21 protein-coding genes are annotated in these 25648 nt (G+C 68.1%); 4 read left to right on the top strand and 17 right to left on the bottom strand.

Annotated features, from left to right (window positions below):
• Nucleotides 1–35: 35 nt before the first annotated feature.
• The 12 genes from virB11 to AC1DSO_RS11860 all read right to left on the bottom strand — a co-directional run bounded on the left by virB11 (nt 36) and on the right by AC1DSO_RS11860 (nt 13286).
• On the bottom strand, nt 36–1034 hold the full coding sequence (gene virB11, locus AC1DSO_RS11805) for a P-type DNA transfer ATPase VirB11 (RefSeq protein ID WP_477068999.1): 999 nt from the start codon (nt 1032–1034) through the stop codon (nt 36–38).
• Nucleotides 1031–2146: a TrbI/VirB10 family protein gene (locus AC1DSO_RS11810; protein ID WP_477069000.1), complete on the bottom strand. Its 1116-nt coding sequence runs from the start codon at nt 2144–2146 to the stop codon at nt 1031–1033. Before AC1DSO_RS11810 ends, virB11 begins: the two co-directional genes overlap by 4 nt.
• Nucleotides 2143–2898, bottom strand: a complete 756-nt coding sequence (locus tag AC1DSO_RS11815; protein ID WP_477069001.1) for a TrbG/VirB9 family P-type conjugative transfer protein — start codon at nt 2896–2898, stop codon at nt 2143–2145. Before AC1DSO_RS11815 ends, AC1DSO_RS11810 begins: the two co-directional genes overlap by 4 nt.
• Nucleotides 2895–4076 carry a TrbL/VirB6 family protein gene (locus AC1DSO_RS11820; protein WP_477069018.1) on the bottom strand — a complete coding sequence of 394 codons (1182 nt, stop codon included), beginning with the start codon at nt 4074–4076 and terminating at the stop codon, nt 2895–2897. Before AC1DSO_RS11820 ends, AC1DSO_RS11815 begins: the two co-directional genes overlap by 4 nt.
• Nucleotides 4077–4078: 2 nt before the next feature.
• Nucleotides 4079–6433, bottom strand: coding sequence for a VirB4 family type IV secretion/conjugal transfer ATPase (locus AC1DSO_RS11825; RefSeq protein WP_477069002.1), 2355 nt, complete (start codon nt 6431–6433; stop codon nt 4079–4081).
• Entirely contained in the window at nt 6430–6717 is a 288-nt protein-coding gene (locus tag AC1DSO_RS11830; protein WP_056045755.1) for a VirB3 family type IV secretion system protein, read from the bottom strand. Before AC1DSO_RS11830 ends, AC1DSO_RS11825 begins: the two co-directional genes overlap by 4 nt.
• A 3-nt stretch (nt 6718–6720) precedes the next feature.
• Nucleotides 6721–7038: a TrbC/VirB2 family protein gene (locus tag AC1DSO_RS11835; RefSeq protein ID WP_477069003.1), complete on the bottom strand. Its 318-nt coding sequence runs from the start codon at nt 7036–7038 to the stop codon at nt 6721–6723.
• Nucleotides 7038–7655: a lytic transglycosylase domain-containing protein gene (locus AC1DSO_RS11840; RefSeq protein WP_477069004.1), complete on the bottom strand. Its 618-nt coding sequence runs from the start codon at nt 7653–7655 to the stop codon at nt 7038–7040. Before AC1DSO_RS11840 ends, AC1DSO_RS11835 begins: the two co-directional genes overlap by 1 nt.
• A 338-nt stretch (nt 7656–7993) precedes the next feature.
• On the bottom strand, nt 7994–9586 hold the full coding sequence (locus AC1DSO_RS11845) for a response regulator (RefSeq protein WP_477069005.1): 1593 nt from the start codon (nt 9584–9586) through the stop codon (nt 7994–7996).
• Between the two features lie 8 nt (nt 9587–9594).
• Complete coding sequence (locus tag AC1DSO_RS11850) at nt 9595–12543, bottom strand: hybrid sensor histidine kinase/response regulator (RefSeq protein WP_477069006.1); 2949 nt, start codon at nt 12541–12543, stop codon at nt 9595–9597.
• Nucleotides 12544–12747: 204 nt separating this feature from the next.
• Nucleotides 12748–12990, bottom strand: coding sequence for a hypothetical protein (locus AC1DSO_RS11855; RefSeq protein WP_477069007.1), 243 nt, complete (start codon nt 12988–12990; stop codon nt 12748–12750).
• Nucleotides 12991–12998: 8 nt separating this feature from the next.
• Nucleotides 12999–13286 carry a hypothetical protein gene (locus AC1DSO_RS11860; protein ID WP_477069008.1) on the bottom strand — a complete coding sequence of 96 codons (288 nt, stop codon included), beginning with the start codon at nt 13284–13286 and terminating at the stop codon, nt 12999–13001.
• Between the two features lie 119 nt (nt 13287–13405).
• Here AC1DSO_RS11860 and AC1DSO_RS11865 point away from each other — a divergent pair, with 119 nt between their 5' ends.
• Nucleotides 13406–15778, top strand: coding sequence for a PAS domain S-box protein (locus AC1DSO_RS11865; RefSeq protein ID WP_477069009.1), 2373 nt, complete (start codon nt 13406–13408; stop codon nt 15776–15778).
• A 16-nt stretch (nt 15779–15794) separates the two neighbouring features.
• On the opposite strand, the gene AC1DSO_RS11870 is transcribed toward AC1DSO_RS11865, so the two are convergent.
• The 3 genes from AC1DSO_RS11870 to AC1DSO_RS11880 form a co-directional block, all read right to left on the bottom strand.
• A complete protein-coding gene (locus tag AC1DSO_RS11870) occupies nt 15795–18887 on the bottom strand; it encodes an efflux RND transporter permease subunit (RefSeq protein ID WP_477069010.1) in 3093 nt (1030 codons plus the stop codon).
• The gene (locus tag AC1DSO_RS11875) at nt 18884–19969 is read right to left on the bottom strand and encodes an efflux RND transporter periplasmic adaptor subunit (protein WP_477069011.1); all 1086 of its coding nucleotides are present in this window, start codon (nt 19967–19969) and stop codon (nt 18884–18886) included. The genes AC1DSO_RS11870 and AC1DSO_RS11875 overlap by 4 nt, the downstream gene beginning before the upstream one ends.
• A gap of 79 nt (nt 19970–20048) precedes the next feature.
• Nucleotides 20049–20672, bottom strand: a complete 624-nt coding sequence (locus tag AC1DSO_RS11880) for a TetR/AcrR family transcriptional regulator (RefSeq protein ID WP_477069012.1) — start codon at nt 20670–20672, stop codon at nt 20049–20051.
• A gap of 95 nt (nt 20673–20767) precedes the next feature.
• Between AC1DSO_RS11880 and AC1DSO_RS11885 the strand changes: the two genes are divergently transcribed.
• Nucleotides 20768–22222 (top strand): efflux transporter outer membrane subunit, encoded by a 1455-nt coding sequence (locus AC1DSO_RS11885; protein ID WP_477069013.1) that lies wholly within the window; start codon nt 20768–20770, stop codon nt 22220–22222.
• A 20-nt stretch (nt 22223–22242) separates the two neighbouring features.
• Here the strand turns inward: AC1DSO_RS11885 and AC1DSO_RS11890 are convergent, their stop codons facing one another.
• Both AC1DSO_RS11890 and AC1DSO_RS11895 read right to left on the bottom strand, forming a co-directional pair.
• The gene (locus AC1DSO_RS11890) at nt 22243–22980 is read right to left on the bottom strand and encodes an anti-sigma factor family protein (RefSeq protein ID WP_477069014.1); all 738 of its coding nucleotides are present in this window, start codon (nt 22978–22980) and stop codon (nt 22243–22245) included.
• On the bottom strand, nt 22977–23477 hold the full coding sequence (locus AC1DSO_RS11895) for an RNA polymerase sigma factor (protein ID WP_477069015.1): 501 nt from the start codon (nt 23475–23477) through the stop codon (nt 22977–22979). The genes AC1DSO_RS11890 and AC1DSO_RS11895 overlap by 4 nt, the downstream gene beginning before the upstream one ends.
• 125 nt (nt 23478–23602) lie before the next feature.
• On the opposite strand from AC1DSO_RS11895, the gene AC1DSO_RS11900 reads away from it, so the two are divergent.
• Together AC1DSO_RS11900 and AC1DSO_RS11905 are read left to right on the top strand one after the other, a co-directional pair.
• Nucleotides 23603–24832: a S8 family serine peptidase gene (locus AC1DSO_RS11900; protein WP_477069016.1), complete on the top strand. Its 1230-nt coding sequence runs from the start codon at nt 23603–23605 to the stop codon at nt 24830–24832.
• Between the two features lie 99 nt (nt 24833–24931).
• Nucleotides 24932–25648: hypothetical protein (locus AC1DSO_RS11905; RefSeq protein WP_477069017.1), on the top strand; the 717-nt coding region annotated here is incomplete at its 3' end.

Here is a 25648-nt window from a genome sequence, read left to right on the forward strand (position 1 = left end):
CTGGAAAACCAGAGAAAAACTGAATGGGAGAGAGCTTAGCGGTCCTGGAAGACGACCTCCCGGACCTTGCGGACGCCGCTTTCGCGGTGAAGCTGAACGAAGACATCGACGACGCGCCGGACATGATCGACGACGTCGGCGCGGCGCAGGTTGGCGCCGGCCTGCAGGGCCATCAGCGCCAGCTGGTCGATCGCGCCAGCCGGATTGTCGGCATGGACAGTGGTCATGGAACCGGGATGGCCGCTGGACACCGCGCGCAGAAAGCTGAACGCTTCGGCGCCGCGCAGTTCGCCCAGGATGATCCGATCGGGCCGCAGGCGAAGCGAGGCCTGCAACAGGTCCTCGGCGGTGACACGGGCCTCGCCCTGTTCGCCACGCACCGCCACCAGGCCGACGGCATTGGGATGGACGAGGCGGATTTCGGGCGCGTCTTCGATCAATATGAGGCGCTGATCGAGGGGAACTTCCTTGAGCAGGGCGTTCAGGAAGGTGGTCTTGCCTGTCGAGGTGCCGCCGCTGACCACGATGTTCTTGCCGGCGCGCACGGCGGCGGCCAGGAAGTTTCGGACATCGCCGGCGTCGAGAAAGGCGCGGAGGATCGCGTCGGAACTGGCCGGGGGCGTCAGCACCTGGTCGAAGGCGCCGGTCGAGGCGTAGTCGGTTAGGCTGAGGTCGCTGACCACGTGCTTGCGGATGGCCAGCGCTAGACCTCCACGCGTCGCCGGCGGGGCCACGATCTGCACCCGCGCGCCGTCGGGCAGGACAGCCGAAAGCAGCGGGTGCTCGCGGCTGACGCCCTGGCTGGAGAGGCTGGCCACCTGACGCGCCAGGCGCCAGAGGTTGGTTTCGTCGAGGGTTGGAACCTCGACGCGCTCGGCCAAGCCGCCCAGCCGCTCGATCCACAGCTCGCCAGGACGGTTGACATAGAGATCGGTCACAGCCGGTTCGGCCAGCCAGGGCGCGAGCGGGGCGAGGTAGGCCTCCAGATAGACGCCCATTCTCGACGAGAGGGGCTTGGGCGCGAGGGCGGTCATCGGCGTACGCCCGAGAAGTCGAGATCCCGGGCGACGAAGATCGTCACCGGAGCGCCTTGCGCGGTCTGGATGGTCGGCGAGACCTTCTGGTCGGTCTTGGCGACCGTACCGGCGAGATTGGCCGCCTCGGCCGCTGTGCCGATGTAGATCTGCGAGGTCGAGCGGGCGTTGCCGACGGCGGCGACGCCGGCGTTCAGCACCGACATCAGGATCGAGCCGCCGAAGCGGCTGAAGAAGTGGCGGTCGACCTTGCCTTCCAGACCGCCACGACCCAACGGGTCGGCAGCGGGAGAAGCAATTTGGATCGAGACACCGTCGGGACGGATCACCCGCGTCCAGATGACGAAGACGCGCGAGGCGCCGAGGGCCACACYCGACTTGTACTGGCCGATCGCCCGGCTGCCGCGCGGGATCAGGACGGTGGAACCGTCAAAGCTCTTGATGTCCCGCGTGACCATCGCCCGCGCCAGGCCGGGCAGGTCCGAATTGATCGCCGTTTCCATGACCGCCGGGATCACCGCGCCTTGCGGAATGATCGCGTCGAGGTCGCGCATGGCGGTGGCCTTGGCCGGCTCGGCGTCGCTGGCCGAGACGCGGTCGGCGAAGCGTTCATCCGGGTTCAGGCCGGTGTCGGCCTTCGACATAGAGGAGGTCTGGGCCATGTCGACATTGGCCTTGATCAGCGTGGGCGCGCCGCCGAAATCGACCACGAGGGTCGGAGCGCGGCGGCGCTGATCGACGTCAACGTCTGGCGTTGGCGGCAGCGGCTCGGCCGCCATCGCGGCGATCTGCGCCGGTGTCGGCGGCAGGCTGTTGTTCTCGGTGAACTGTGGGCCGGGAATGTTCGGGGGCGGCGCCTGGGACGAGGTCGAGGGCGTCGTGGCCTCGGCCTTAGCCGCCACGGCGGCGCGGTGTGGACGCGTGTGGGCGTCGGCGCGGTGGCTGGACATCCACAGGAAGACGCCGATCCCCAGCACCCCGAAGCCTGCCAAGATCACCGGCGTCGGGACGCCGGCATGAGCGCGGGCCACAGTCGGACGGACCTGGGCGTCGGCGGCGGCGAGGTCTTCGACAACCTGGGCGGACTGTCGCGGATCGAGGTGGACGCTCATTGGGCGGCCTCCTGACGAGTCGAAAACGCGCCGTTGGTGACGGTCAGGCTGGACTTGCCCGAGCGCAGCACGAAACGCGGAGCCAGCTGGTCGACGACCAGGTAGCCGTCGCGGAACACGGCGTTGGCCAGGCCCTCGACGCCGTCGGCGCCGACCACGAATACGGCCGGCAGGTCGGCTTGCGCGGGCCAGGCGAAGTAGGTCGCCACGCCGTCATCGAAGACCTTGGCGGGCTGGATGGCGGCGTCGCCCTTGACGCTGTAGGCGCTGTTGCGCGCCACGGGCGCTGCTGGAGGTGGCGGCGGGGCCGCAACAGCGACGGGCGCAGGCGCGGGAACGAGGAAGCGCACCACGTACGCCAGGTCCTTGGTCGAGGCCTTTGGCGCGGCGACGACCAGCTCGAACAGGTAGCGACGACGATCGGTCACCACGGTCATGTTGGTGGCGGCCGTGCGGTCCAGCGGCTTGAGGAACAGCAGGTTGGCCTTCTTGTTCGGCGTGACCTGCCAGCCCATGGCGTCGCCGATCGAGACGTTCTCGATCCGCTCGTCGGGCGCGAATTCCAGCATGGTCTGGATGCCGAAATAGCCGGTCAGGCGCACGACCTGGTCGGCGTCGTAGGCGACAGTGCGGATACGCGGGTCCACGGCGCCGGGGCGCGGTGTCTGAGTCGCGAAGGCCGAGCTGGCGACCGCTGTCGTCAGAACGCACGCGACGAGCAGAGTTTGGAAACGAGGGTAGGCGAAGGTCACTGGTCTCTCCGGGCGCCCGAGGCGGCGCGGCGGGGGGCGGGTGTTCGGCGATGGCTGTGGCCCAGCGGCGGGACTTGGCCAGCTTGAGCGGCTTGGGCGACGTGTCCGCGATCGGAGACGATCGTCAGCAGGCGTGGCCCGATGGGATCGGCGGACGTGACGCCGGTGTCGCGGCGGTCGAGCGCGATCGCGGCCGCGGCGATGGTGGCGGCCCGGCTCATCGGCTCGACTTGCGAGGCGGCGTAGCGTGGCGCGTCCGGCGCGACGGCGCGATCGGACCAGGCCGCGCCGGCCAGGCCTCGCGGCAGGCGCAAGCCCGCGGCGGTGACGCAGACGGCGATCACAGCCAGTACCATGACCAGGGCGAAAACCAGGGTGAGCACCAGCACGGTGACGGCCGGGTCGACGTCGAAGGCGGCGAACTGTTGGCCTGCGCGCGCCTCGGCCAGGGCCTTCAGCGACGGGGACAGCATGGCCAATTCCAGCGACAGGGTCAGGGTGGCGATCAGCGGGGTGAGCGCCAGGGCGATCATCGCCTTCAGCCATCCTTCGACCAGACCGCGCGTGGTCTCGAACAGGGTCAGGCCGACGACCAGCGGCGCCAGGGCCAGCAAGATGGCGAGCACGACTTTACTGGCGAGCAGCACGCCCAGGGTCGACAGCACCAGGGTCAGACCGCCGGTGTTGACCGCGAAGGCGCCGAAGCCGGGCCCGCTCTGCATCGCCGCCGGACCCGCGCCGGCCCGGCTGGCCATCAGGGTCGCCGACTCTTGTAAGCCGTCGAAAGCGTCCTGCAGGCGTGCGAACGGATTGGCCGATTGACCCTGCAAGCCGCCGAGCAGCAGACCGCCCACCTCGGCCGGCGCCTTGGTCAGGGTGTCGTAGACCAGAGTCTGGAACAGACCCCAATTGGTGGCCAGCGCCACCACCAGGCCGATCTTGATCACCATCAAGGTGGCGTCGCCGACGCGCAGGCCGCCTCGGCCCAGGATCAGGCGATAGCCGACGAAGATCACGTACAGGGTCAGCAGGCCGGTCAGCAGCAGGCCGACGGGCGAACCCGGCGCGGCCAAGACGGCATAGCCGGTCTGAGCCAAGTCCTGGACCCGGCAATCGACGGAGCCAATCAGGCCTTTGACCATTTGGGCGTCGGCGGGGAGTTGCGCGCAGCCGGCCATGGTCACGCCGCCTCCAGCAGCTTGGCCATCCAGGCCCGCGGCTCGTCACCAAGTTGCTCGCGCAAGGCGTCCAGCTTGCGGACGGTCGTTTCGCGGCCCGACAGCACGGTCAGCAGTTCGGGCGCGCCGGCGAGATTCAGGCGGGCTACGACGCTGTCGGTCCCGTGCTTGATCAGGAAGCAGCGCGAGGTGTCGGGCAGGGTCTTGACCAGTTCGAACTCGTGTTGGGTCAAGCCGAAGCCCTCGCAGTAGTCTTTCGCCTGGGCCTTGGGGTTGGCCATGAAGATCTGGGTCGCGGCCTGTTCGATGATGGCGCTGGCGATGCGGCTTTCCAGGGCGTCCTGGGCGCTCTGGGTCGCGAAGCCGACCACCCCATTGCGCTTGCGCAGGGTCTTTTCCCAGTCGCGGATGCGCGCCACGAAGGCGTCGTCGTCCAAGGCTTTCCAGCCCTCGTCGATGACGATCAGGGTCGGGTGACCGTCCAGACGCTGCTCCACGCGGTGGAACAGGTACATCATGGCCGGGGTGCGCAGCGTCGGGTCGTCCAGCAACTGGGTCATGTCGAAGCCCAGGGTGAGCTGGTCGAGGTCCAGGCCGTCGGTCTCGTTGTCGAACAGCCAGGCGTGCTCGCCCGAGCCGTGCCAAGGCGCCAGGCGCGCCGCCAGGTCGGCGGCGTCGGGACGGCGCGCGCCGCGGAACAGTTCGGCGAAGTACCGCAGGCGGCGCAGGGAGGGGGTCTGGTCGTAGCTGGCGTCGACAGCGTCCTTGATCCGCGCGACGTCTTCGGCCGAAAGGGCCTCGCCAGGCACGGAAAGCAGCTTGGCGACCCATTCGGCCAGGAATTTGCGATTGGTCGCCGTGTCGGCGAGCGCCAGCGGGTTGAAGCCGGTCGGTTGACCCGGACGGAGGGTTTCGTAGCGGCCGCCGATGGCCCGCAGGAAGATCTCCGCGCCCCGGTCCTTGTCGAAGAAGACGATGCGCGGGCTGTACTTGCGGGCTTGGGCCAGCAGGAAGTTCAGCACCACGGTCTTGCCCGAGCCCGACGGGCCGATCACCGTGAAATTGCCCAGGTCGCCCTTGTGGAAGTTGAAATGGTACGGCCCCGCCGAGGTGGTCTCCAGCAAGGTGACCGCCGGGCCCCAGTGGTTGCCGTCGGCTCGGCCGATCGGGAAGTTATGGCCGCTGGCGAAGCCGGCGAAATTGGCGGTCGAGATCAGAGCTTTCCGGGCGATGTCCTTGAAGTTGCCCGGAAACTGAGCCCAGAAGGCCGGCTCGAGGTTGATGTCCTCGCGCACGGCGATGGCGCCCATCTCGGTGAAGGCCGACATCACCTCAGCGGTCGAGCGGTCCAGGCCGTCTAGGGTCTCGCCGCGCACCAGCACCGACAGGTGGTGCTCGCCGAACGCGGCGCGGCCCGAGACGACGTCGTCCTTGGCGCGGGTCAGGTCGGCGCGCAGGCTGACGCCATCATCGTCCGCCGCCTTCATGCGGCGCAGGGCCAGGTTCATCCGCTCCAGGGTCGGTTGGCGATCGACGAAGCCGAAGCTCTGGGTGATCACCATCTCGCACGGCAGGCGCAGCAGGTCGTCCAACATCCCGGGCGTGGTCTGGGCCGGGTAGTCCTTGATCGACACCATCGATCCGAAGCCACGCACCAGGGCGCCGGCCCGCGACAGTTCCAGCGTCTCCAGCCCAAAGCTGGCGCGGCGATAGGGCAGGTACTCGCCGGCGTCGCCTTGCGGGACCAGCACAGGACGCATCTCGCCATTGTAAAGGCAGGACAGGAATTCCAGCGGCTCCGAACAGCGGCCGGCCGCGCCGTCATAGACGCCCAGTGCGCGCGCGCCGTAGGGGGCGAGGGCGGAGATCAGGCTGTCGCGGGCGCTGTCCAGTTCGCGGCGATCGGCGGCCAGGGTCGCGGCCGCCTCAGCCTTGCCGGTCCCTTTTAGGGCGCGAAGGACGCCGTCGATCACACCGCCGTGGCCCTGCAGCGGGCGGCGGACGATCGTCAGGAACAGGTCGTTGACGTAGAGCTTGCGCGCGGCCAGTCGCTCGCTCCAGACGGCGTCGAGATCAGCGCTGAAGGCGTCCGGGAACGCACCCTGGGTCTGGGCGTCGACCTCACGGCGGACCACGTGGTGGTAGAGGGCGAAACGCGAACTGGCCAGGCCGCGCAGCATCACGTCGCGCACGGCCTTGCGGTAGTTCAGCTCCTCGCTGTCGGCGGTCTCGAACGGCAGGCCGGCCAGGTGAATGACCTGGATCAACAGGTCGTCGCGGGTCTCCAGCGTGACGTCGTCGAGGTGGCGAGCGTAGGGCAGGCGTTTGCCGGCCGTCGCCTCCTTGCGAGGATTCATGCGCTGTAGCTGTTGCATCGCCAGGCCCGGAAATTGGGAACACGGGGGCAGCGGCTGACCTTGGTCAGCCACAGGTCGAAGATGCGCGGTTCACGCAGGCAGGCCGCGTAGCCGATCGCGTGGATCACCAAGGCCGCGGCGATGGCCCAGAACGACTTGGTGATCAGGAAGAGTTCGGCGGTCACCACCCCGTTGATCACGAAATAGCTGTAGGTCACGCCCGCGAACATCTGCGGGCGGGTCAGGGCGCCGAACACCACGTCGCGATCCAGCGGGGCGGCCATGGCTCAGGTCCCGGCGGCGGAGCGGATGCCGCTGACGATGGTCGTGGCTCCGAACAGGATGAAGCAGCCCAGGATGACGGTCGCGCCGTAACGCCAGTTCAGGCGGCCGGTCAGCATCATGAAGCCGACAGCGGCCACGGCCATGACGGCCACGGCGGTGGCGACATTGCCCATCAGCGTGCCTTGCAGCCAGGTCACGCCGGCCAGCAGCGCGCCCGAACCTTGCGGATCGGCCTGGACGGCTTGAGCGTGGGCCTGCGAGGCCGCCGCGAGGAGAACGGTCGCCAGGGCGGCGGCCTTGGTTTGGAAGTGCTTGCGCATCAGCGGGAGGCTCCGAGGGCGGGGACGGCGAAGGCCGGACTCGATCCAGCCATGCGGCCGAGGATCGAGGTCACGTAGGCTTGGGTTTCGGCATAGGGCGGCACGCCGCCATGCTTGCGGACGGCTGCGGGGCCGGCGTTGTAGGCGGCCAGGGCCAGGCGGACGTCGCCGCCGAACTCCGACAGCATGCGGCGCAGGTAGAGCGCGCCGCCGCGAATGTTCTGGGTCGCGTCGAAGGGATCGACGCCCAGGTCGCGCGCGGTGCCCGGCATCAGCTGCATGACCCCGACCGCGCCCTTGGGCGAGCGGGCGTCGGCGCGGAAGCGGCTTTCGCGCCAGGCGACGGCTTCGATCAGCTTGGGATCAAGGGCGTAGGCGTCGGCGGCGGTTGATAGCTGCTGACGCACGGCATCGACGTCCGCGTTCCCGTGAAGCGTCGGTTCCGCGGGGGCGGCCAGCGCAATGGCTCCGTCTCGGGTAAAGATCGCCGGGCCGTCGAAGCGCGTCACCGCGCCGTCGACGCCGATCTCCAGGACCTGGGCCGCGGCGGATCCGGCCGCCAGGCAACACGCCGCGGCGATCGCCAGTAGGACCGCTTGGCGGGCGATATCGAACACCAGTGACGCCCCCTCGATACGCGAAACAAATCAGTGTGGTTAACTGAAATGTATCTTGGGGATTGGGGAGTCGTAATGCGGCAGGATGGCGCAACTGTAATTTGATATTCGCGTCAAAAATACTGAATTCCGAGAGTAATTTATGGTCAAGCTTGGAGTAGTGTCGAATTATAGACTTTGTCAAAATGTTAATTGATGGTTAAATTTTACAAGCGCGCGGGGGCTTGTACTTGTGTGGCGTGCAGGATGATTGTCTCAGCGGCCGCGAAGAAAACGGCGACTCGAAGCCGGCCTCGGGGGCGGCGCGTTGGTTTTGGCCCTCAGGCTAGCGGCGTCGGCTATCCGACAGCCAAACGCACCGCGCGGCTGAGATCGGCGATGGCGATCGGCTTGCGTAGGACGGCCGCGGCTTCGATCTGGTCCAACGCCAAAGAGTCGGCATAGCCGCTCAGGAACACGATCGGCAGGTGAGGGTGGCGCGCCAGGGCCCGGCGCGCGACTTCGGCGCCGGTCATGCCCGGCATGGCGTAGTCCAGCACCACCGCGTCCGGCGTCTCGGTTTCAAGCTCGGCCAAGCCCGAAGGGCCGTCGGATGCGGAACGCACCAGGAAGCCTTCGCTCGCGAGCGCCTCGCAGAGGCTTTCGCGAACGTGGCGATCGTCATCGACGACGAGCACCTTGAGCCCTTCCCGTTTCGTCGCGACCGGTTCGGGCGTCGGCTCGGCAAGCGGCGCCAATGGCTCGGTGCGCGGGAGTAGAATACGAACGCGGGTTCCCGCGCCGGGGGCGCTCTCGATTTCGCAATCACCGCCGCATTGACGCGCGAAACCATGGACCTGCGCCAGGCCCAGACCCGTGCCAGATCCGGTCCTGGTGGTGAAGAAGGGCTCGGTGGCCCGGGCCAGGACCTCCGGCGTCATCCCCACGCCCGTATCGGCGACCTCGAGGACGATCTGATCAGACACGAGGCGGGTGCTCAAGCGCACCAGACCGCCGTCGGCCAGCGCTTCTCGTGCGTTGACGATCAGATTCAGCGCCGCGAGCTCCAATTGCGTGGCGTCGGTGCTCGCCCAGGCGCCTTCCGCCTCGAGGCTCACCTCCAGATCGACCCCAGGGCCGAGCGCCTGACGCAACAGGGGATCACTGCGCCGCAAGGCCGCGTCGATCTCGAGCGGCTCAAGCCGCAGCCGTTGGGTGCGGGAGAAGGCCAGGAGTTGGCCGGTGACCTTGGCCCCGCGGTTGGCCGCCTCCAAGGCGTTGTCGACGAACCGGAGACACGCCGCCGCCTCGGGAGGCAGCTTGCGCTGCAACAGCTCCAGATTGCCGATCACGGCGGCGAGCAGGTTGTTGAAATCGTGAGCGACTCCGCCGGTAAGCCGGCCGACGGCTTCGATCTTTTGAGCCTGCATCAGGGCTTGCTCGGCCTTGAGACGTTCGGCCGCTTGGCGGTCGATCTCCTCGAGCGCCCGCTCCAACTCGGCCGTGCGAGACCGTACGCTCTGTTCGAGCTGGTCGTTCTCGCGCCGCAGTCGGCCTAGGGTGCGCGCGCGCGCCAGGACCGGCAGTAGATTGCTGAGCTTGAGGGGCTTGAGCACATAATCGACCGCGCCGCTGCGCATCGACTCCACCGCCGAGGCGATCGATCCTTCGCCGGTCATGATGACGCCGGCCAGATAGGGGTCGCGTTCGTGGGCGCTCCGCAGGAGTTCGACGCCGGTGGTCGTCGGCATTCTGAGGTCGGTCAGTAGAATGTCGAAGGCGCCGAGAGTGATCGCCTGCAGCGCCTCGGCCGGATGGGTGAAGCCGGTCACGACGAAGCCCTGACCTCCGAGAGTCACGCGCAAAGCCTCCAGGTTGGCCGCCTCGTCGTCCACGATCAGGATGCGCGCGCGTCGATCGCCGTCGTCCGTCGGAGTCTGGGTGTCGACCATGGAGCCGCTCATGTCGTGAAACGGGCCAGGGCCGCACGAAGCTCCCGTAGCTTGGGCGGCTTGCTCAACACCAGATCAACATGGGGCGGGATGTCCTCGTCGGCGAGCAGCCCCTGACCCCATCCCGTGAGCAGGATCACCGGCGTGGTGGCCGACAACCCCTTGATCGCGGCAGCCACGCGGCGACCGTCGACATAGGGCATGCCAAGGTCGGTGACGACGGCGTCGAAGCCGCCTCCGGCCTGACCGGCCCTGAAAGCCTCGATCCCGCCGCCGCCGTCGTTCGCCGCCGTCACGATATGGCCGTCGTTTTCCAGCGCGTCGCTCAGCGCCTTGAGGAGCACCGGATCGTCGTCGACGAGCAGCAGGCGCAGTCGCCGATGCGGCGCGTCCGACACCGTGTCGGGCGCGGCGGCATCGGCGGATGCTTCGGAGAAGGTCAGCGAAATGGCCGTGCCGGCGCCCGGCGAGGAATTGACGTCCAGTTCGGCGCGGTGACGCTGCGCGACTCCATAGACCATCGCCAATCCGAGGCCCGTTCCGCGTTCACCCTTGGTCGTGAAGAAGGGTTCGAGGCACCGTCGGCGAGCCTCGGCGTCCATGCCAATTCCGTTGTCCGCGACGGTGACCCGGACGGCGCCGTTGACGCCGGCGCCAATCCTGACGGTGCTCACCGAAAGGACACCGCCCTCGGGCATGGCGTCGATGGCGTTGAACACGAGATTGACCAGCGCCTCACGGATCTCGCTGGCGACGCCCAAAATCGGGGGCAAATCGGGGACCAGATCGGTTTCGACCTTGATGACCACGCCGCGCTGCATGGCCATGTCGTTCCAACGCGCCCGGGTGAGCTCCAGAACCTGCTCGACCAGCTCATTCAGCTGGAGGGGCGCGGTCTCCAGCTGGGCCTCGCGGAGCCTGTAGAACTCGCGCATCTTGCCGATCGTCTGGCCCACGTCCTCGACCGCGCGGCGGATGATCTCGAGCTGGCCGCGCCCCGCCGGGCTAAGGCCGGTCTCGGTTTCGAGCATCGCGTCCGTATACAGGGAGACCGGCGACAGGGCGTTGTTGATATCGTGGGCGATGCCACTGGCCATCTGACCCAGCGCCTTCAGACGCTCCTGCTGCATGATCGCCTGCTGGGACTGGCGCAGGTCGTCATAGGCGGCTTGGAGCGCCGTATGCAACTGAGCTTGATGGGCGGCCAGGGCGACGTGCTCGCTCACCTGGCGCAGGAACTCGCACTCGGCGCTGACGAAGGCGTTCGGCTGGAAGCGGGCCACGACCAGCACGCCGAACACTTTGCTTTCGACCTGTAGGGGCGCGCAAACCATCGACCCGAGGCCGCCGCCGGCGAGCCGCGTTGGAAACGGAAAGGGGACCTTGGCGATGTCTGGTTCGTAGACCAAGCGTCCTCGGACGCACTGCGAAAGACCGTTTTGGTCGATATCCACGCGCGCCCGTTCCGGCATGGCCAGGTCAAGCGCCAGGGCCTGGCTGTGGACTCCGACCGCGGCGACGGTGAGCGCGCGTTCCACGTCGTCATAAAGGCAAAGACAGGCGAAGTCGGCCGGCAGTTGGTCCTCGATGCTGCGCACGACGACTTGGAAGATGCTTTGGTTGTCCTGGCGCTGACCGATGGCCCGAGTGATCTCGTCCAGCAGGCCCATCCGCTCCAGCTGCGTGTGAAGCTTGGCTTCCGCGGTCTTGCGTTCGGTGATGTCCGTCGAGATTCCGAATACGGCGTAGGGATTGCCGGCTTCGTCGCGCAGGGGGGACTTTACCGAAATATAGGCGTGGGGCCCGTCGTCGTGCGGGGCGCTTTCCTCTTCGGTCAGCGGCTGGTCCGCCGCGGCGACACGCACGTCCATGGCGCGGAAGGCGTCGGCGATCTCCGTCGGAAAGATATCGTGGTCGGTACGCCCAATCATCGTGTCGCGGTCGATGTGAAAAATGTCGCCGTAGCGACGATTGACCATCAGGTAGCGGCCATCGAGGTCCTTGACGTAGATGACGGCGGGAGAGTTTTCGACCACGGCCTCGAGCAGGCGCTGGCCTTGCTGGCGGGCCAGCGTCTCCGCCTCCAGCTGCGCTGTCCGTTCGGCGACACGCTGATCCAGTTTGGCGTTGAGCTGCGACAGGGCGGCCTCGGCGTTGATACGGTCCTGCATGTCCCGCGAGGCGGTTTGAAACAGAAAGAACAGAAGCGTCAGATCACCGGTGAGCTTGCCCAGGTGCGCGGTCATCGCGGGCGCGTCGGCGGGCGAACGCGAGTACAGCATGATGATGTTGGCCAGGATGAGGATGACCGCGGTCGCCGGCAGGGCCGCGACGATGCGGTCACGATCGGCCAGACGCCAAGCCACGACCGCCACCACGACCCAGAGCAAGGGCGCCGCGATTAGCGCCGGACGGGTGATCCCTAGTGGCCCCGGGGGAAGGTAGGTCGGCAGGCGCTGATAGATGGCGAACAGCGCCGCCGCCGTCGCCAGGATCGCCACGGCGAAGACGAGAAGGCCACGGCGGTTGTTTGCCGGCCATGCCAGGGCGCCGACCGCGCCCAAGGGCAGCAGGTGCGACGGCGGCGGCCATGTCGACGGTCGCAACACCCCGCTGGCCGCTCTGATCGGCGCCAGAGGGCCCGACCATTCGACGGTCACGAGGACATGGACGACCTCCATCGCGCATGTGGCCAGGAACACCAGGGCGAGGCGTTTGGCGATGTCGCCGTGGGCATGCTGGCCCGCGCCCCATAGCTTCAGAGCCAGGATCCCCGAAAGCAGTCCCATGCCGGTATCGAGGATGGTGTGGAGATTGGGATAGTCGCCGCGTCCGCCCACCAGCAGGAGGCCGCCCCCGATGAGGCCAAAGGCCGTGAGCCCGATCACGGCGCCACGAAGCGACCCGAACGCGAGAACTTTAGATCCTGAGGTTCCCGAATACGGGGGTTCGGCCAAGGCGCTCACTTCAAGCTATGCTTTCGGGCGATTGATATTGGTATCTCAACTGACGTTGTCCGCAACCCAGAGACGTCAATCAGTTGGCGATCCGCCGCGTCATTGGGCGGCCGCGATGGGCGTTGTCGGGCTCGTCTTTTAAAGCGCGCTAGGCGCATGGCCTTAGCAAAAAGCGCGATCCTGTCGCCGAAGTCGTCCCGCGATCTAAGCGCGGCTGTCGGCGATGATCATCTCGCCTTTCCTGATGACGATCCGGCGGCCGGGAAAGTCCTGCAGGGCCGCCAGGTAGATCGCTCGCGCCAGGGTTAGGTTGAGCGCTCGGCCCAGGACGCGTTCGGGTCGATCTTCCTCGGCGTGGCAGAGCTCGACGACGAACGAAAGCGACTCCGGCGCGGCCTTGCCGGCGAAGATCCGCGAGAACCGAGTATCCGGGTGCGGCTTGACCATCGCTCGGCTCAGTGTGTTCGCGCGGCCCAGCGGCTGATGACGCGGCCCTCATGACGCAGCGTGATCTCGCGCCCCGGAAACTCGCGGGTGGCGGCGTAGAAGGCGGCGTAGCCGATCGCCGGGCTCGCCGTCACCGCCACCACCTGGGTGACCGTCTCGGCGGCCTCGTCCCAGATCTCGACCTTGTACGGGAGGTCCTCGCTGTCGGCCGGGAACCGTCCGAACAGGGGCGGCGTTGACCCCGAGGGGTTCGAGGGATCATCGTTGGGGCTGAGCTTCATCGCAAGGGACGTCATGTCGGCTCCGGGGACCGCCTTAGAGTTCTGTGCGGGGCGGAGCCTTGTCAATTGCGATTGGCGCCTGGAGCGCGACGCGTGATGGTCCAAGCCCTGTCCGACAGCGGAGGATCTCGCCCGTGAGCAGCGTCACGCCGCCGAACGATCTGAGCTTGGAACTGTTAGTCGACGGCCTAACCGGCTACGGCATCTACATGCTCGACGCCGAGGGGCGGGTGGCGACCTGGAACACCGGCGCCCAGACCTTGAAGGGCTACACGACCGAGGAAATTCTCGGCGAACCGTTCTCGCGCTTCTTCACGCCAGAGGACCGTCGCGACGGCTTGCCTCAAGCGCTTATGGCCAAGGCCGCCAGCCAGGGCAAGGCCGAAAGCCAGGGATGGCGCGTGCGCAAGGACGGCGGGCGTTTCTGGTGCTCGGCCACTTTGCAGGCGCTGCGGAACGAGGCCGGCGAGATCATCGGCTATGCCAAGATCACCCGCGACATGAGCGCCGAGCGCGAGGCTCAGCAAGCGCTCATCGAGAGCGAGCGGCGCTTTCGATATCTCGTCGAGGGCGTGATCGACTACGCCATCTACATGCTCGATCCGAGCGGCGTGATCATCAACTGGAACCGTGGGGCCGAACGGATCAAGGGCTACCAGGCCGATGACATCGTCGGGCGACATTTCGGCCTTTTCTACACCCCAGAAGATCGTCAACGCGGCGGTCCGGCCAGGGCGTTGAAGGCCGCCGAAGAGCACGGCCGCTTCGAGGGCGAAGGCTGGCGCCTGCGCAAGGACGGCAGCCGCTTTTGGGCCTCGGTGGTCATCGACGCCATCTTCGACGACGAGGGCCACCACCTCGGCTATGCCAAGATCACACGCGACATCAGTGAGCGGAAGGCGGCCGAGGAGGCGTTGGCCCAAAGCGAGCGGCAGTTCCGGCTCCTGGTGGACGGCGTGGTCGACTATGCGCTCTACATGCTCGACCCCAACGGGATCATCACCAACTGGAACGCGGGCGCCGAGCGGATCAAGGGCTATGCGGCCGACGAGATCGTAGGCCAGCACGTTTCCCGCTTCTACACGCCCGCCGATCGGGCCGCCGGCCGCCCGCTGCATGGCCTCCATCAGGCGGCGACCACGGGGCGCTTCGAGTCAGAGGGCTGGCGAGTGCGCAAGGACGGCTCGCGCTTCTGGGCCAATGTCGTGATCGACGCCATCCGCGACGGAGACGGCGCGCTGGTCGGCTTCGCCAAGATCACCCGCGACATCACCGAAAAGCGTGAGGCCGAGGCCGAGCTTCAGAAGACGCGCGAGCATATGGCGCAGAGCCAGAAAATGGAGGCGTTGGGCCAGTTGACCGGCGGCGTGGCCCACGACTTCAACAATCTCCTGATGGTGGTCGGCGGCCAGGCCCAGCTCCTTCGCGCGAAGGTGGGGGGCGACGAGCGCGCTTTGCGGGCCCTCGATGCGATCGAGATCTCCGCCCAGCGAGGCCAGGACCTGACCCGTCACCTACTGTCCTTCGCCCGCCGTCAGCGCCTGCAGACCACGATCGCGCCGTTCTCGGAACGTTTGGCCGGGGTGCGCGAACTCGTCTCCACCAGCCTGCCGCCGAACGTGCAGCTTCTCGTCGACGCCGCCGCCGAGCTTTGGCCCGTCGAAGTCGATCAGGGCGAGTTCGACCTGGCGCTGCTCAATCTGGCGGTCAATGCCCGAGACGCCATGCCGAGCGGCGGCGTCCTGTCGATCTCGGCCGAGAACGTCGTCCTGACCGCCGCCGACGATCTGGGGCTCGTCGGCGAGTACGTGGCGGTCCATATCGTCGACACCGGCGGCGGCATTCCGCCGGACATCCTTGAGCGCGTCTTCGAACCGTTCTTCACCACCAAGGAGGTGGGACGCGGCACGGGCCTGGGTTTGTCGCAGGTCTATGGCTTCGCCCAACAGGCCGGCGGCGACGTGAAGATCGACAGCCGGCTGGGAGAGGGCACGCGGTTCTCGATCTATCTGCCGCGCAGTCACGGTGAGCGCGCCGCCCCCGCCCCGAGCGAGTTCGCGGTGAGCGAAAGCGTCGCCGGCGCGATCCTGCTGGTCGAAGACAATCCCGACGTGGCTGACGTCGCTGTGGCGTTCCTCCAGCAACTGGGTCATCGCGTGAAGGTGGCGACGAGCGCGGGGGCCGCGTTGAACGCATTGCAGAACGGAGAGGCGCCGGACTTGGTGTTCAGCGATATCGTCATGGCCGGCGATGTGGACGGTCTGGGGATGGCGCGGGTGCTGCGCGAGCGTTATCCGCAGCTCCCGGTCCTGCTGGCGACCGGCTACAGCCATGCCGCCGAACGGATCGGTGACGAATTCCCAATCCTGCGCAAACCCTACAATGTCGACCAGCTTGGCCGGGCCATCACGGCCCTGCTGAACCCGCCCAGCGACGCCGCGGGCAACCTCGTGCGGATCGATGACGCACGACGGGCCCGGGCGGCGGGCAACGGTGAGGGCAGCTAGGGCTGGCCACCCGCAGCTAGGTGGCCAGTCCCTCCGAACTGTCGGTCGGCGCGACGTCGCGCCCAGGATCCTGGACCCGGAACCACATGGCGTAGAGCGAGGGCAGGAAGACTAGCGTCAGGATCGTCCCGCCGATCGTGCCGCCAATCAGGGTGTAGGCCATAGAGGACCAGAACACCGAGAAGGTCAGCGGAATGAAGGCCAATATGGCCGCCAGGGCCGTCAGGATCACCGGCCTGGCGCGCTGCACGGTCGCTTCGACGACGGCGTGGAACGGGGCCAGACCCTCCTCCTGGTTGATATGGATCTGGCCGATCAGGATCAGGCTGTTGCGCATGATGATGCCGGCCAGGCCGATCAGTCCGAGAATGGCGTTGAACCCGAATGGCTGGTGGAAGATCAGCAGGGTCGGCGCGACGCCCACCAGCGCCAGGGGCGCGGTCAGCAGCACCATGAACATCGCCGACAACGAGCGGACCTGGAAGATGATCACCACCATCATCAGGATGAACATCAGCGGAAAGATCGCGGCCAGGGCGACATTTGCCTTGCCGGCTTCCTCGATCGAGCCGCCCATCTCGATCCGGTAGCCCGTAGGAAGGGCCGCCATGATCGGCTTGAGGTCCTTGAGGACCTGGGCCGAGACGTCCGGCGGCTGCAGCCGCTCGTCGATGTCGCCGCGCACGGTGATTGTCGTCAGCCGGTCGCGGCGGCGCAGGATGGGATCTTCCATACGCACCTCGGCGCGGCCGATCTGGTCGAGCGGGATGCGTTCTCCCGACGCGCCGACCAGCGTGAAGGCCCCGAGCCTGGACGGGTCAAGGCGATCCGCGCCCGTGGTGCGGGCCACGACCTCGACCGAGCGGATGTCCTCGCGCACCTGGGTCACGGGAACGCCCGTCAACAGGAACTGAAGCTGCTGGGATGCATCGCTCGAGCTGAGGCCGAAGGCCCGAAGGCGGTCCTGGTCGAGCACGAAGTGGATCGTCGGGACGCGCTCGCCCCAGTCGGTGTTGACCTGGCGCAGGCCATCGTTGCGCAGCATCACCGCGCGGACCTGCTCGGCGATATCGCGGACATGGGTCGCATCGGGTCCCATGACACGGAAGGCCACGGGGAAGGGCGAGGGCGGGCCGAACACGATCTGCGTGGCGCGGATCTTGGCGCCGGGCACGGAGCCTTCGGCGGCGAACTGGCGCACGCGCCGCTTGAGCACGTCGCGCGCCTTCTGGTCGGGCGTCAGCACGACGATCTTGGCGAACGACGGGTCGGGCAATTCCGGCGAGATCGCCAGGAAGAACCGCGGCGCGCCCTGGCCGATATAGCTGGTGACGATCTTGGCCTCAGGCTGCCGGCGCAGCCAGGCCTCGACCTTGGCGACCGCCTGGCTGGTCGAGGCGATGCTCTGACCCTCGGGCATCTGCACCTCGATCAGCACCTCGGGGCGGTCGGAGATCGGGAAGAATTGCTTCTTGGTCGCGCCCATCATCAGGATGGCGATTACCATCGCCACGCCCACGCCGGCCGCCACCTTGAATCGATTGTCCACCGTCCAAACGACCATCGACCGTAGCTGACGATAGCGCGGGGTGTCGTAGATCGCCGCGTGACCGCCCTCGACCGGCTTGATCTTGGGGATCATCAGGACGCCCAGATAGGGCGTGAAGATCACCGCCACGAACCACGAGGTGATCAGGGCGAAGGCCACGACCCAGAAGATGTTGCCGGCATATTCACCAGCCGTTGACTTGGCGAAGCCCACCGGCATCAGGCCGATGATCGTCACTAGCGTGCCGGCCAGCATCGGCGCGGCCGTGTGGCCCCAGGCGTAGGTGGCGGCGGAAACCCGGTCGCGGCCTTCCTCCATCTTCACGACGATGGTCTCGATGATGATGATGGCGTCGTCGACCAGCAGGCCCAGCGACAGGATCAACGCGCCCAGCGTGATGCGGTCGAAGTCGCGGCCCGTGACCAGCATGATCACGAACACGCCCGCCAGGGTCAGGGGGACGGCCATGGCCACGACCAGCCCGACCCGAAACCCGAGGCTGATCAGGCTGACGACGATGACGACCGCGAGCGCCACGAAGAATTTGAGCATGAACTCGTCGTAGGCTTCCTCGATGTTCACGGATTGATCGGTGACCTTGGCGAAGCTCATGCCCAGCGGCATTTCGGCGGAAATGGCCTTGGCTTCCTTTTCCAGGCTCTTGCCCAGCTCCAGCCCGTTGTAGCGATCCTTCATCACCACGCCGAGCTCGATGGCTGGCTCGCCGTCGTTGCGGATCAGGAAGGTGGCCGGGTCTTCGTAGCCGCGCTTGACGTCGGCGATGTCGGCCAGCTTGAGCGTGCGGCCGCCGACCACGATCGGCGTCTCCCTGATCTTGTCGAGGTCGTCGAGCGCGCCGTCGAGCCGGATCTGCACCTGCGGGCCCTGGGTCTCGATCGAGCCGCCCGGCGTGACGAGGTTCTGGTCATTGAGCGCGGCGAACAGGTCCCTGGGGCTCACGCCCAGCGTCGCCAAGCGCGCCTGCGAAAACTCCACGAAGATCTTTTCGGGCTGTTCGCCGATGATCATCACCTTCTTGACGCCGGGCACGTGCAGCAGCCTCTGGCGTAGCGTCTCGGCCTGGCGCGCCAGCAGGCGGCGCGGCTCGCCCTTGGCCTTGAGGGCATAGAGCGCGAAGGTGACGTCGCCGTACTCGTCATTGACGAACGGACCCAAAACCCCGCGGGGCAGGTTGGCGGCCTCGTCGGTCATCTTCTTGCGGGTCTGATAGAACTGTTCCGGAACCTCCTTGGGCGGGATCTGGTCCTTCAGCGTCAGGGTGGTGAACGCCAGGCCTGGCCGCGTGAAGGTTTCGCTGCGGTCGTACCACTTCAGTTCCTGCAGCCGCTTTTCGAGCGGTTCGGCCACCTGGTCCTGCATCTCCTGGGCGGTGGCGCCCGGCCAGGCGCTGACGATGGTCATGACCTTGATCGAGAAGCTGGGATCCTCGGCGCGCCCCAGTTTCATGAACGCGAAGGCGCCGGCGAACGTCATGGCGATGATCAGGAAGAGGGTGACCGAGCGCTCGCGAACCGCCAGGGCGGAGAGGTTGAGGTTCATTGGGCCGCTCCGGCCTGGATACGGACGCGCTGACCCTGGTGGAGCATTTGGGCGCCCAGGGCGACGAACCGGTCGCCGCCGTTCAGGCCGCCGGAGATCGTCGCCGTCTCCGTTCCCAGCGCGGCCACCCGAACAGGACGCCACTGGACGGTGGAGCTGCGCGGTTCGATGACCCAGACACCCGGCCCCTTGCCCGTGTCGTAGAGGGCGCCGATCGGCGCCTCGACGCCGCGCTGGACGCCGGCTTGCGCGGGCAGGGCCACGACCATGGTCGAGCCCAGCGGCGCCTGGGCGGCCGCGCCGCTCAGCACGTACTTGGCCTCATAGGTGCGGGTGCGCGCGTCGGCCGCGTCGGAAAGCTGGCGAAGGCGCGCCTGGCCCGCCCTGGCGCCGGTGAAGGCGTAGGCGTCCGCCAGCGAGCCAAGCGCGGGGCGGACGGTCTCAGGCAGGGTGATGGTCGCCTCGCGTGGTCCGGCATGGGCCAGACGCACGACCGGCTGGCCGGCGGCCACCACCTGTCCGGGTTCGGCCAGGGTCTCGACCACGACGCCGTCAGCGTCGGCGGTCAGGACCGCGTAGCCGGCGGTGTTGCGAGAGACGCGGGCCTGGGCCTCGGTCGCGGCGAGTTGGGCCTTGGCGGTGTCGGCGGCGGCCTTGACCTGGTCGTAGGCGAGGGCGGAGACGGCGCCGGCCGAGACGAGCCCGCGATAGCGGCGCTCCTCGGACGCCGTCTGCACGGCGCGAGCGCGAGCGGCTTCCACCAGTTCGTTCTCGGCCGCCACGGCCAAGGCGTAGTCCGCCGCGTCGATACGCATCAAGGGCTGGCCGAGACGAACCGTCTGGCCAGGGTCGACCAGGCGCGCGACGACCTTGCCGCCGATACGGAAACCCAGGTCGCTCTGGACGCGCGCCGAGACGACGCCGCTGAACCGTCGCTCGCCGGCGATGGCGGGATTTGCGACGGCCACCCGGACGACCGGAGGCAGGGTGCGCGGATCGTTGGCGTCGGCCTTGCCGCCACAGGCGGCCAAGGGCGTGAGGCCACCCAGAAGCAGGACGGCGGCGACGGTTCGAGACGACATGGCTTGGGGTCCTGCCTTGACGGAAGAACCTTAAGCTGGAGGCTTGTGACTAAATTGTCAACTAGTCACTTTCCGCACGTCACGGTGCGAGGCTCCGAAGCACGAGGTTGATCGCCTTGGTCGGAGCCTCGGGCAGATCGTCCAGGTTATGCTTGAGCATCAGCGGATTCATGAAGCTCTGCATGACCAGCAAGATCGCCTCGCAGACCTCGTCGGTCGGCGTCTTGCGCTCGAATTCGCCGGTCTCGCGGCCAAGCAGGATGATCTCCTTCAGGAGGCCTTCGGCCTTTTCCAGATAGGCCATCGCCGAGGGCCAGCGCTCCTCGGCCGAGTGCGCGGCGATGTCATAGAGCAGCTCGTTCTCGAAGAAGAGTTCGGCGCTCGTCCCGATTATACCACTGAAAAATCGCCGCAATTTCTCCGAAGCTGTCTTGCCGTCGGCGATGCCAGCCTCGCCCGCCGCGAGCACGCTGTCCAGGCATTGGACGCAGATCGCCTGGCCGATCGCCTGCTTGGAGTCGAAGAACTTGTAGATGTAGGCCTTGGAGAATCCGACCGCCTTGGCGAGGTCGGCGACCGTCGTCTTGCCATAGCCAAAGCGGCTGAAGTGCGCCCGGGCCGCGTCCACGATCTGGTCGCGAATGCCATGTTCGACGGGGCCGCGCTGACCGGCGGTGGAGGGCGAAGGTTCGAGGGTGCTCATGATCGACACGATATCATCGGGTGTCGTAATTGACAAACGAGTGACGATATCGGCATATGGTCACAACCCATATCGACCTCCTCAGAAAGTACGCCATGCGCTCCGTCCTTCTTCGGACCCTCTCCGCGGTCGCCGGGGTCGCTGTACTAAGCGGGTGTGCGATCGGCCCCAGCTATGTGGCGCCGACGATCGCCGCTCCGGCGCGCTTCATGGGCGAGGCCGCTGTCGTCGCCAGGCCAGCGCCGACCGCGCCGGTCGACTCCTGGTGGCGCGGCTTCAACGACCCCGTCCTCGATCGGATGATCGATCGGGCGCTGGCGCAGAACCTCGATCTGGCGCAAGCGGCGGCCCGGGTGACGCAGGCCGGAGCAGGTCTAAGCGCGGCGACCGCCGCCTTGTTGCCCTCGGCCTCGGTCGAGGCCCGTGGCGCGCGGTCCCACGCCTCCACCCAGACGCCGACGGGACGCTTGCTGGCGGCGACGCCGAACTTCGATCGCGACGGTGCGCTGTACGAGGTCAACGCCGTCGCCGGCTGGGAACTCGACGTGTTCGGTGGATCGCGGCGCGATCGCGAGGCGGCCCGGTCCGAGTACGAAGCGACGCGGGCGGGCGTGGACGCGGCCCGACTGACGGTCGCGGCCCAGACCGCCGACACTTACATGCTGGTGCGGGGGCTACAGGCCAGGTTGGCCGTCGTCCGCCAGCAGGTGGAAACCCAGGCCCAGCTCGTCGATACGGTCCGCCTGCAACGCGAGCGAGGCGTCGTGGCCGAACTTCAACTGCAGCAGGCGCTGGGCGCCTTACAACAGACGAAAGCCAGCCTCCCTGTCCTTGAAGAGGGGCTGGAGGCGGCGCTCAACGCCATGGATATCCTGCTAGGCGCGCAACCGGGGACCTATCGCGCCGAACTCGCCGTACCCGCCCCGATTCCGACCGCGCCGGGACTGGCGGAGGCTGGCGGTCCGGCCGAGTTGCTGCGGCGGCGTCCCGACCTGGTCGTAGCCGAGCAGCGGCTTCGCGCCAGCAATGCGCGGGTAGGATCGGCGCTGTCGGAATATTTCCCGAAATTCTCCMTCAGCGGCTTGGTCGGCACGGCCTCCACCAGCGGCAGCACCCTGTTCGAGAGCCCGGCGGCCCAGGCCCAAGGCGTTCTTGGACTCCGCTGGCGGCTCTTCGACTTCGGTCGCGTCGGCGCCGAGGTCAGCGCCGCGCGGGGGCGCAAGGCCGAGGCGCTGGCGGCCTACCGGCAATCGGTCCTACGGGCGACCGAAGATGTGGAAAACGCCTTCTCCAGCCTCGTTAAACGCGAAAGCCAGGAGCGCGCCCTGGCGGATGGCGAGGTATCGTTGGCGCAGGCCAGGGACGCCTCCAAGGCCGCCTATGATGCTGGCGTCGTCAGCCTGATCGAAGTTCTAGACGCGGATGCGCGCCTGCTCGCCGTCCGCGACGGCAGGGTTCAGGCTCGGACGGAAGCGGCGCGCGCGTGCATCCGGTCGTTCCGAGCGCTGGGCGGCGGCTGGCGCGAGACGCCGGACGCCAGCGCAAGCTAGGGCCGGCGGCGGCCACGCCGTTACCGACGCCAGTTCCTAGCGCGGGCGCTCTCTTCATCGCGGGCGTCGAGGGGCGCGCCATCGATCATGTCGTCGACGGCGGACAACACGGCCGGAGGCGCTTCCGAACCTGCGGTGCGATAGGTCGAGGCCTGCGCCGCCACGGGGCTGGCTACGCGCAGCCTCCAGGCGCCATCCTCGCGGCAGGCCAGGCCGGCCAGGCCTTCGCGGCCGTTCGGCTGGAAGGTGCGACAATAGACGCCCGCATGGTCGCGGAAGCTGAGGCCGATGCGGATCGGGCCCGAGGTCTCGGCCGCCAGCTGGCCGTCGAGGGCGCGCGCCAAGCGGCCGGACGCGACGAGCGGCTGATCCGCCCCGCCGTTCAACCCGACCGAGCTTGGCAGAGCCAGGCGCCCGACGGCCAGGCCCACCACCAGACACGCGGCCATGCCGGCCCAGGCGGACAGGCGGAACGGTGGCTTGCCGGCCGGCGGCGCGCTCGCACGTCGGGCGACCAGGTCCACCACCTTGGCCGGGGCTGGGGCGCCTTGGCGGATGGACCTCAGCAGCCGTTCGGGGATTGGCTCCTCGGCGACGGGGCCATAATGGCCGACCAGCAGCGCCTTCAGGTCCTGCTCCGCCTTCAGTCGAGCGGCAAGCTCAGGATCAGCGCGGGCGGCGGTCTCGACCAGGGTCCGGGTCGCTGCGTCCAGTTCGCCGTCGACATAGGCGGCGAGGGTCTGTTCGTCGAAAGTCACGGCTGGGCTCCATGGTCGATCAGGGCGGCCTGCAGGGCGGCGCGGCCGCGCGAGAGGCGGCTGGTCAGGGTGCCGACGGGCGTCTCCAGCACGGTGGCCGCCTCGTCGTAGGACAGGCCCTCGATCAGCACGAGCGCCACGGCGATGCGCTGATCGTCAGGCAGGGCGGCCATGGCCCGCTCGATTGCCGACAGCCCCAGCCGCGCGTCCAGCGTCGCCGAGGCTGGGTCGGGGGCCAACTCGCCCTGCTCGGGCGCGGCGGTGACCTTGCCCCAGCGCGCCCGCCGGCGGGCCTCGTCGATCCAGGCATTCTTCATGATCCGGAACATCCAGCTGTCGAGCCGCGTATCGGGACGCCACTGATCCCGCCGGAGCAGGGCCCGCTCCAGCGTCAGCTGCGTGAGATCGTCGGCGTCGGCTGGATCCCGGACCAGGGCGCGCGCCATGCGTCGCAGGCGCGGGGCGTGGGCGACCAGCTCTGATTGGAATGCGTCCAAAGGACCGCCTCGTGTTCTCAATGGATGAAACGACCGGGTTCGGGCGTTCCATCCCTTGAACGGGAACTATTTCACCGCGGCGCGGCTTGGGCCAAGCTCATAGGGCGGTGGCCCTGGGAAATCGAATGAACCGACGAGTCATCCTGGGGACCATGGGCGCCTTGATCTTGGGGGCGAGCGCGACGGCGCAGATCCTGCCGGGCCTGCCCGGTCTGCCGCGCGATCCGCTGGCCGGCGTCGGCCCCTTGGCGCGGGAGCCGCTGGAACAGATCGGGAGCGCGGTGCGCGCCCTCGACGTCACCGACCTGCGTCTGAACCGCTTGACGATCTTGGTGCGCTCAAATCCGCGGGTGCTGGACCTTGACGATAGGGGGCAGGCGGTGGTGCGGGGCGAGGTGTTGGCTGTCTCTCCGGACGAACCGGCGCTGCGCCGCTTGGTCGCCGCCGGTTTCTCGATCAGCCGAGATGAAGGCGCCGATGCGCTCGGCTTGCGGATCGTGACCCTGAAGCCGCCGGGCGGCATGAACGTCCGCACTGCGATGCGCCGTGTGCGCGAGATCGATCCGGCTGGCGATTACGACTTCAACCATCTCTACGCCGGGGCGGGGGGAGGGGGCAGGGCTTGGGTCGATGGACCTGGCGCGGCGAACCTGCCGGCAGGGCGTGTCGGCCTGCTGGACGGCGGCGTCGACCGCAAGCATCCAATCTTCAAGGGTGTCGAAATCGAGCAGAGGAGCTTCGCGCCTGGCGGCGGGAACGCCAGCCGCCACGGCACGGCGGTGGCCTCGCTACTGGTGGGCAAAGGATCGGGCGGGCTTGGCGTCGGTTCGCGCCTCTACGTTGCCGATGTCTACGGAACCGGCCCCACCGGCGGCGCGGCCGTCGCGATCGTCGGAGCGCTGAACTGGATGGCTCAGGTCAAGGCGCCGGTGGTCAATATCAGCCTGGTTGGTCCCGACAACGCCACCCTGCGCGCGGCCGTGCGGGCGCTGCAAGCGCGGGGCGGATTGGTGGTGGCGGCCGTCGGCAATGACGGCCCCGCCGCGCCGCCGCTGTATCCGGCCTCCTACCCGGGCGTGGTGGCCGTTACGGGCGTCGACGCCAAGGGCCGATTGCTGCCCGAGGCGGGCAGGGCCGAGCATATCGACTTCGCCGCCTTGGGCGCGGGCGTGAAGGTCGCCGCGCCTGGCGGCGGCTTCACCAGCGCGAGGGGGACGTCATACGCCGCGCCAGTGGTCGCCGCCCGCCTCGCCGCGCGGCCGGACCTGGGCGCGCTAGCGGCCCAGGCTCGCGACCTGGGCGCGCCAGGACCGGATCCCCTGTTCGGCAAGGGCTTGGTGGAGCCACTCCGCTAGCAGCGAAAAATTTTCACGGCCCGAGGATGAAACGCCGGGGCCCCATCGTTGGACAGGTTGAAGCGCCATGGAGCGCGGCAAGCCTCGAAGGATAAGACGATGTTGAAGCCCACCCTGTTCCTAACCGCCGCCGCCCTGGTCGGCGCCCTGATCGTTGGCCCCGCCCAAGCCCAACTGCTGGGTGGCGGCCTGACGGGCGGCGGGACCGGAAACCTGACCGGCGGCCTCGGCGGTTTGACCGGCTCGGGGAGCGGCATGCTGAGCGGCTCGGGCCAGTTCGGCGCTCCCGATCTTGGCGGTCCGATCTCGCGCGTCCGCGGCGCCGGCGACACCTTGCGCGACCGCGCCACGGGCGCGGGGCGGACGGCGACGGACTCCGCCGGCCGCGCCGCCGGCAAGGCCCGCAGGACCGCCGGTTCGACCAATCTGGATGCGGCGGGCGCGTTGAACGGCGCGGGGGCGATCGCCGGATCGTCGGCTTCGGGCGCGGCCTCGGGCAACGCCTCGACCGGTGGTGGTGACCTGATGACCTTGCCCTCTTCGAGCGGGGTCACCTCGTCCGCCTCGACCCTGGCCTCCACCGCCCGCGATCGCGCGGGTCAAGCCGCCGGCCAGGCGCGCGGTGCGGCGACGGGCGCTGTCCGCTCGACCAGCCTGGACGGTTCGGCCACCGGCTCGGGTTCCGCCTCCCGACAAGGCGCCTCGGCTTCGACGAGCGGTTCGGGCGGTGGCCTGCTGTCATCAGGCGGCGCCAACGGCGGTGGGTCACTGGCCCTTTCGGCCGACCGTCAGGGCGCCAACGCCTCGACCTCGGCC

This window comes from Caulobacter sp. P4_E5 (assembly GCF_056401555.1).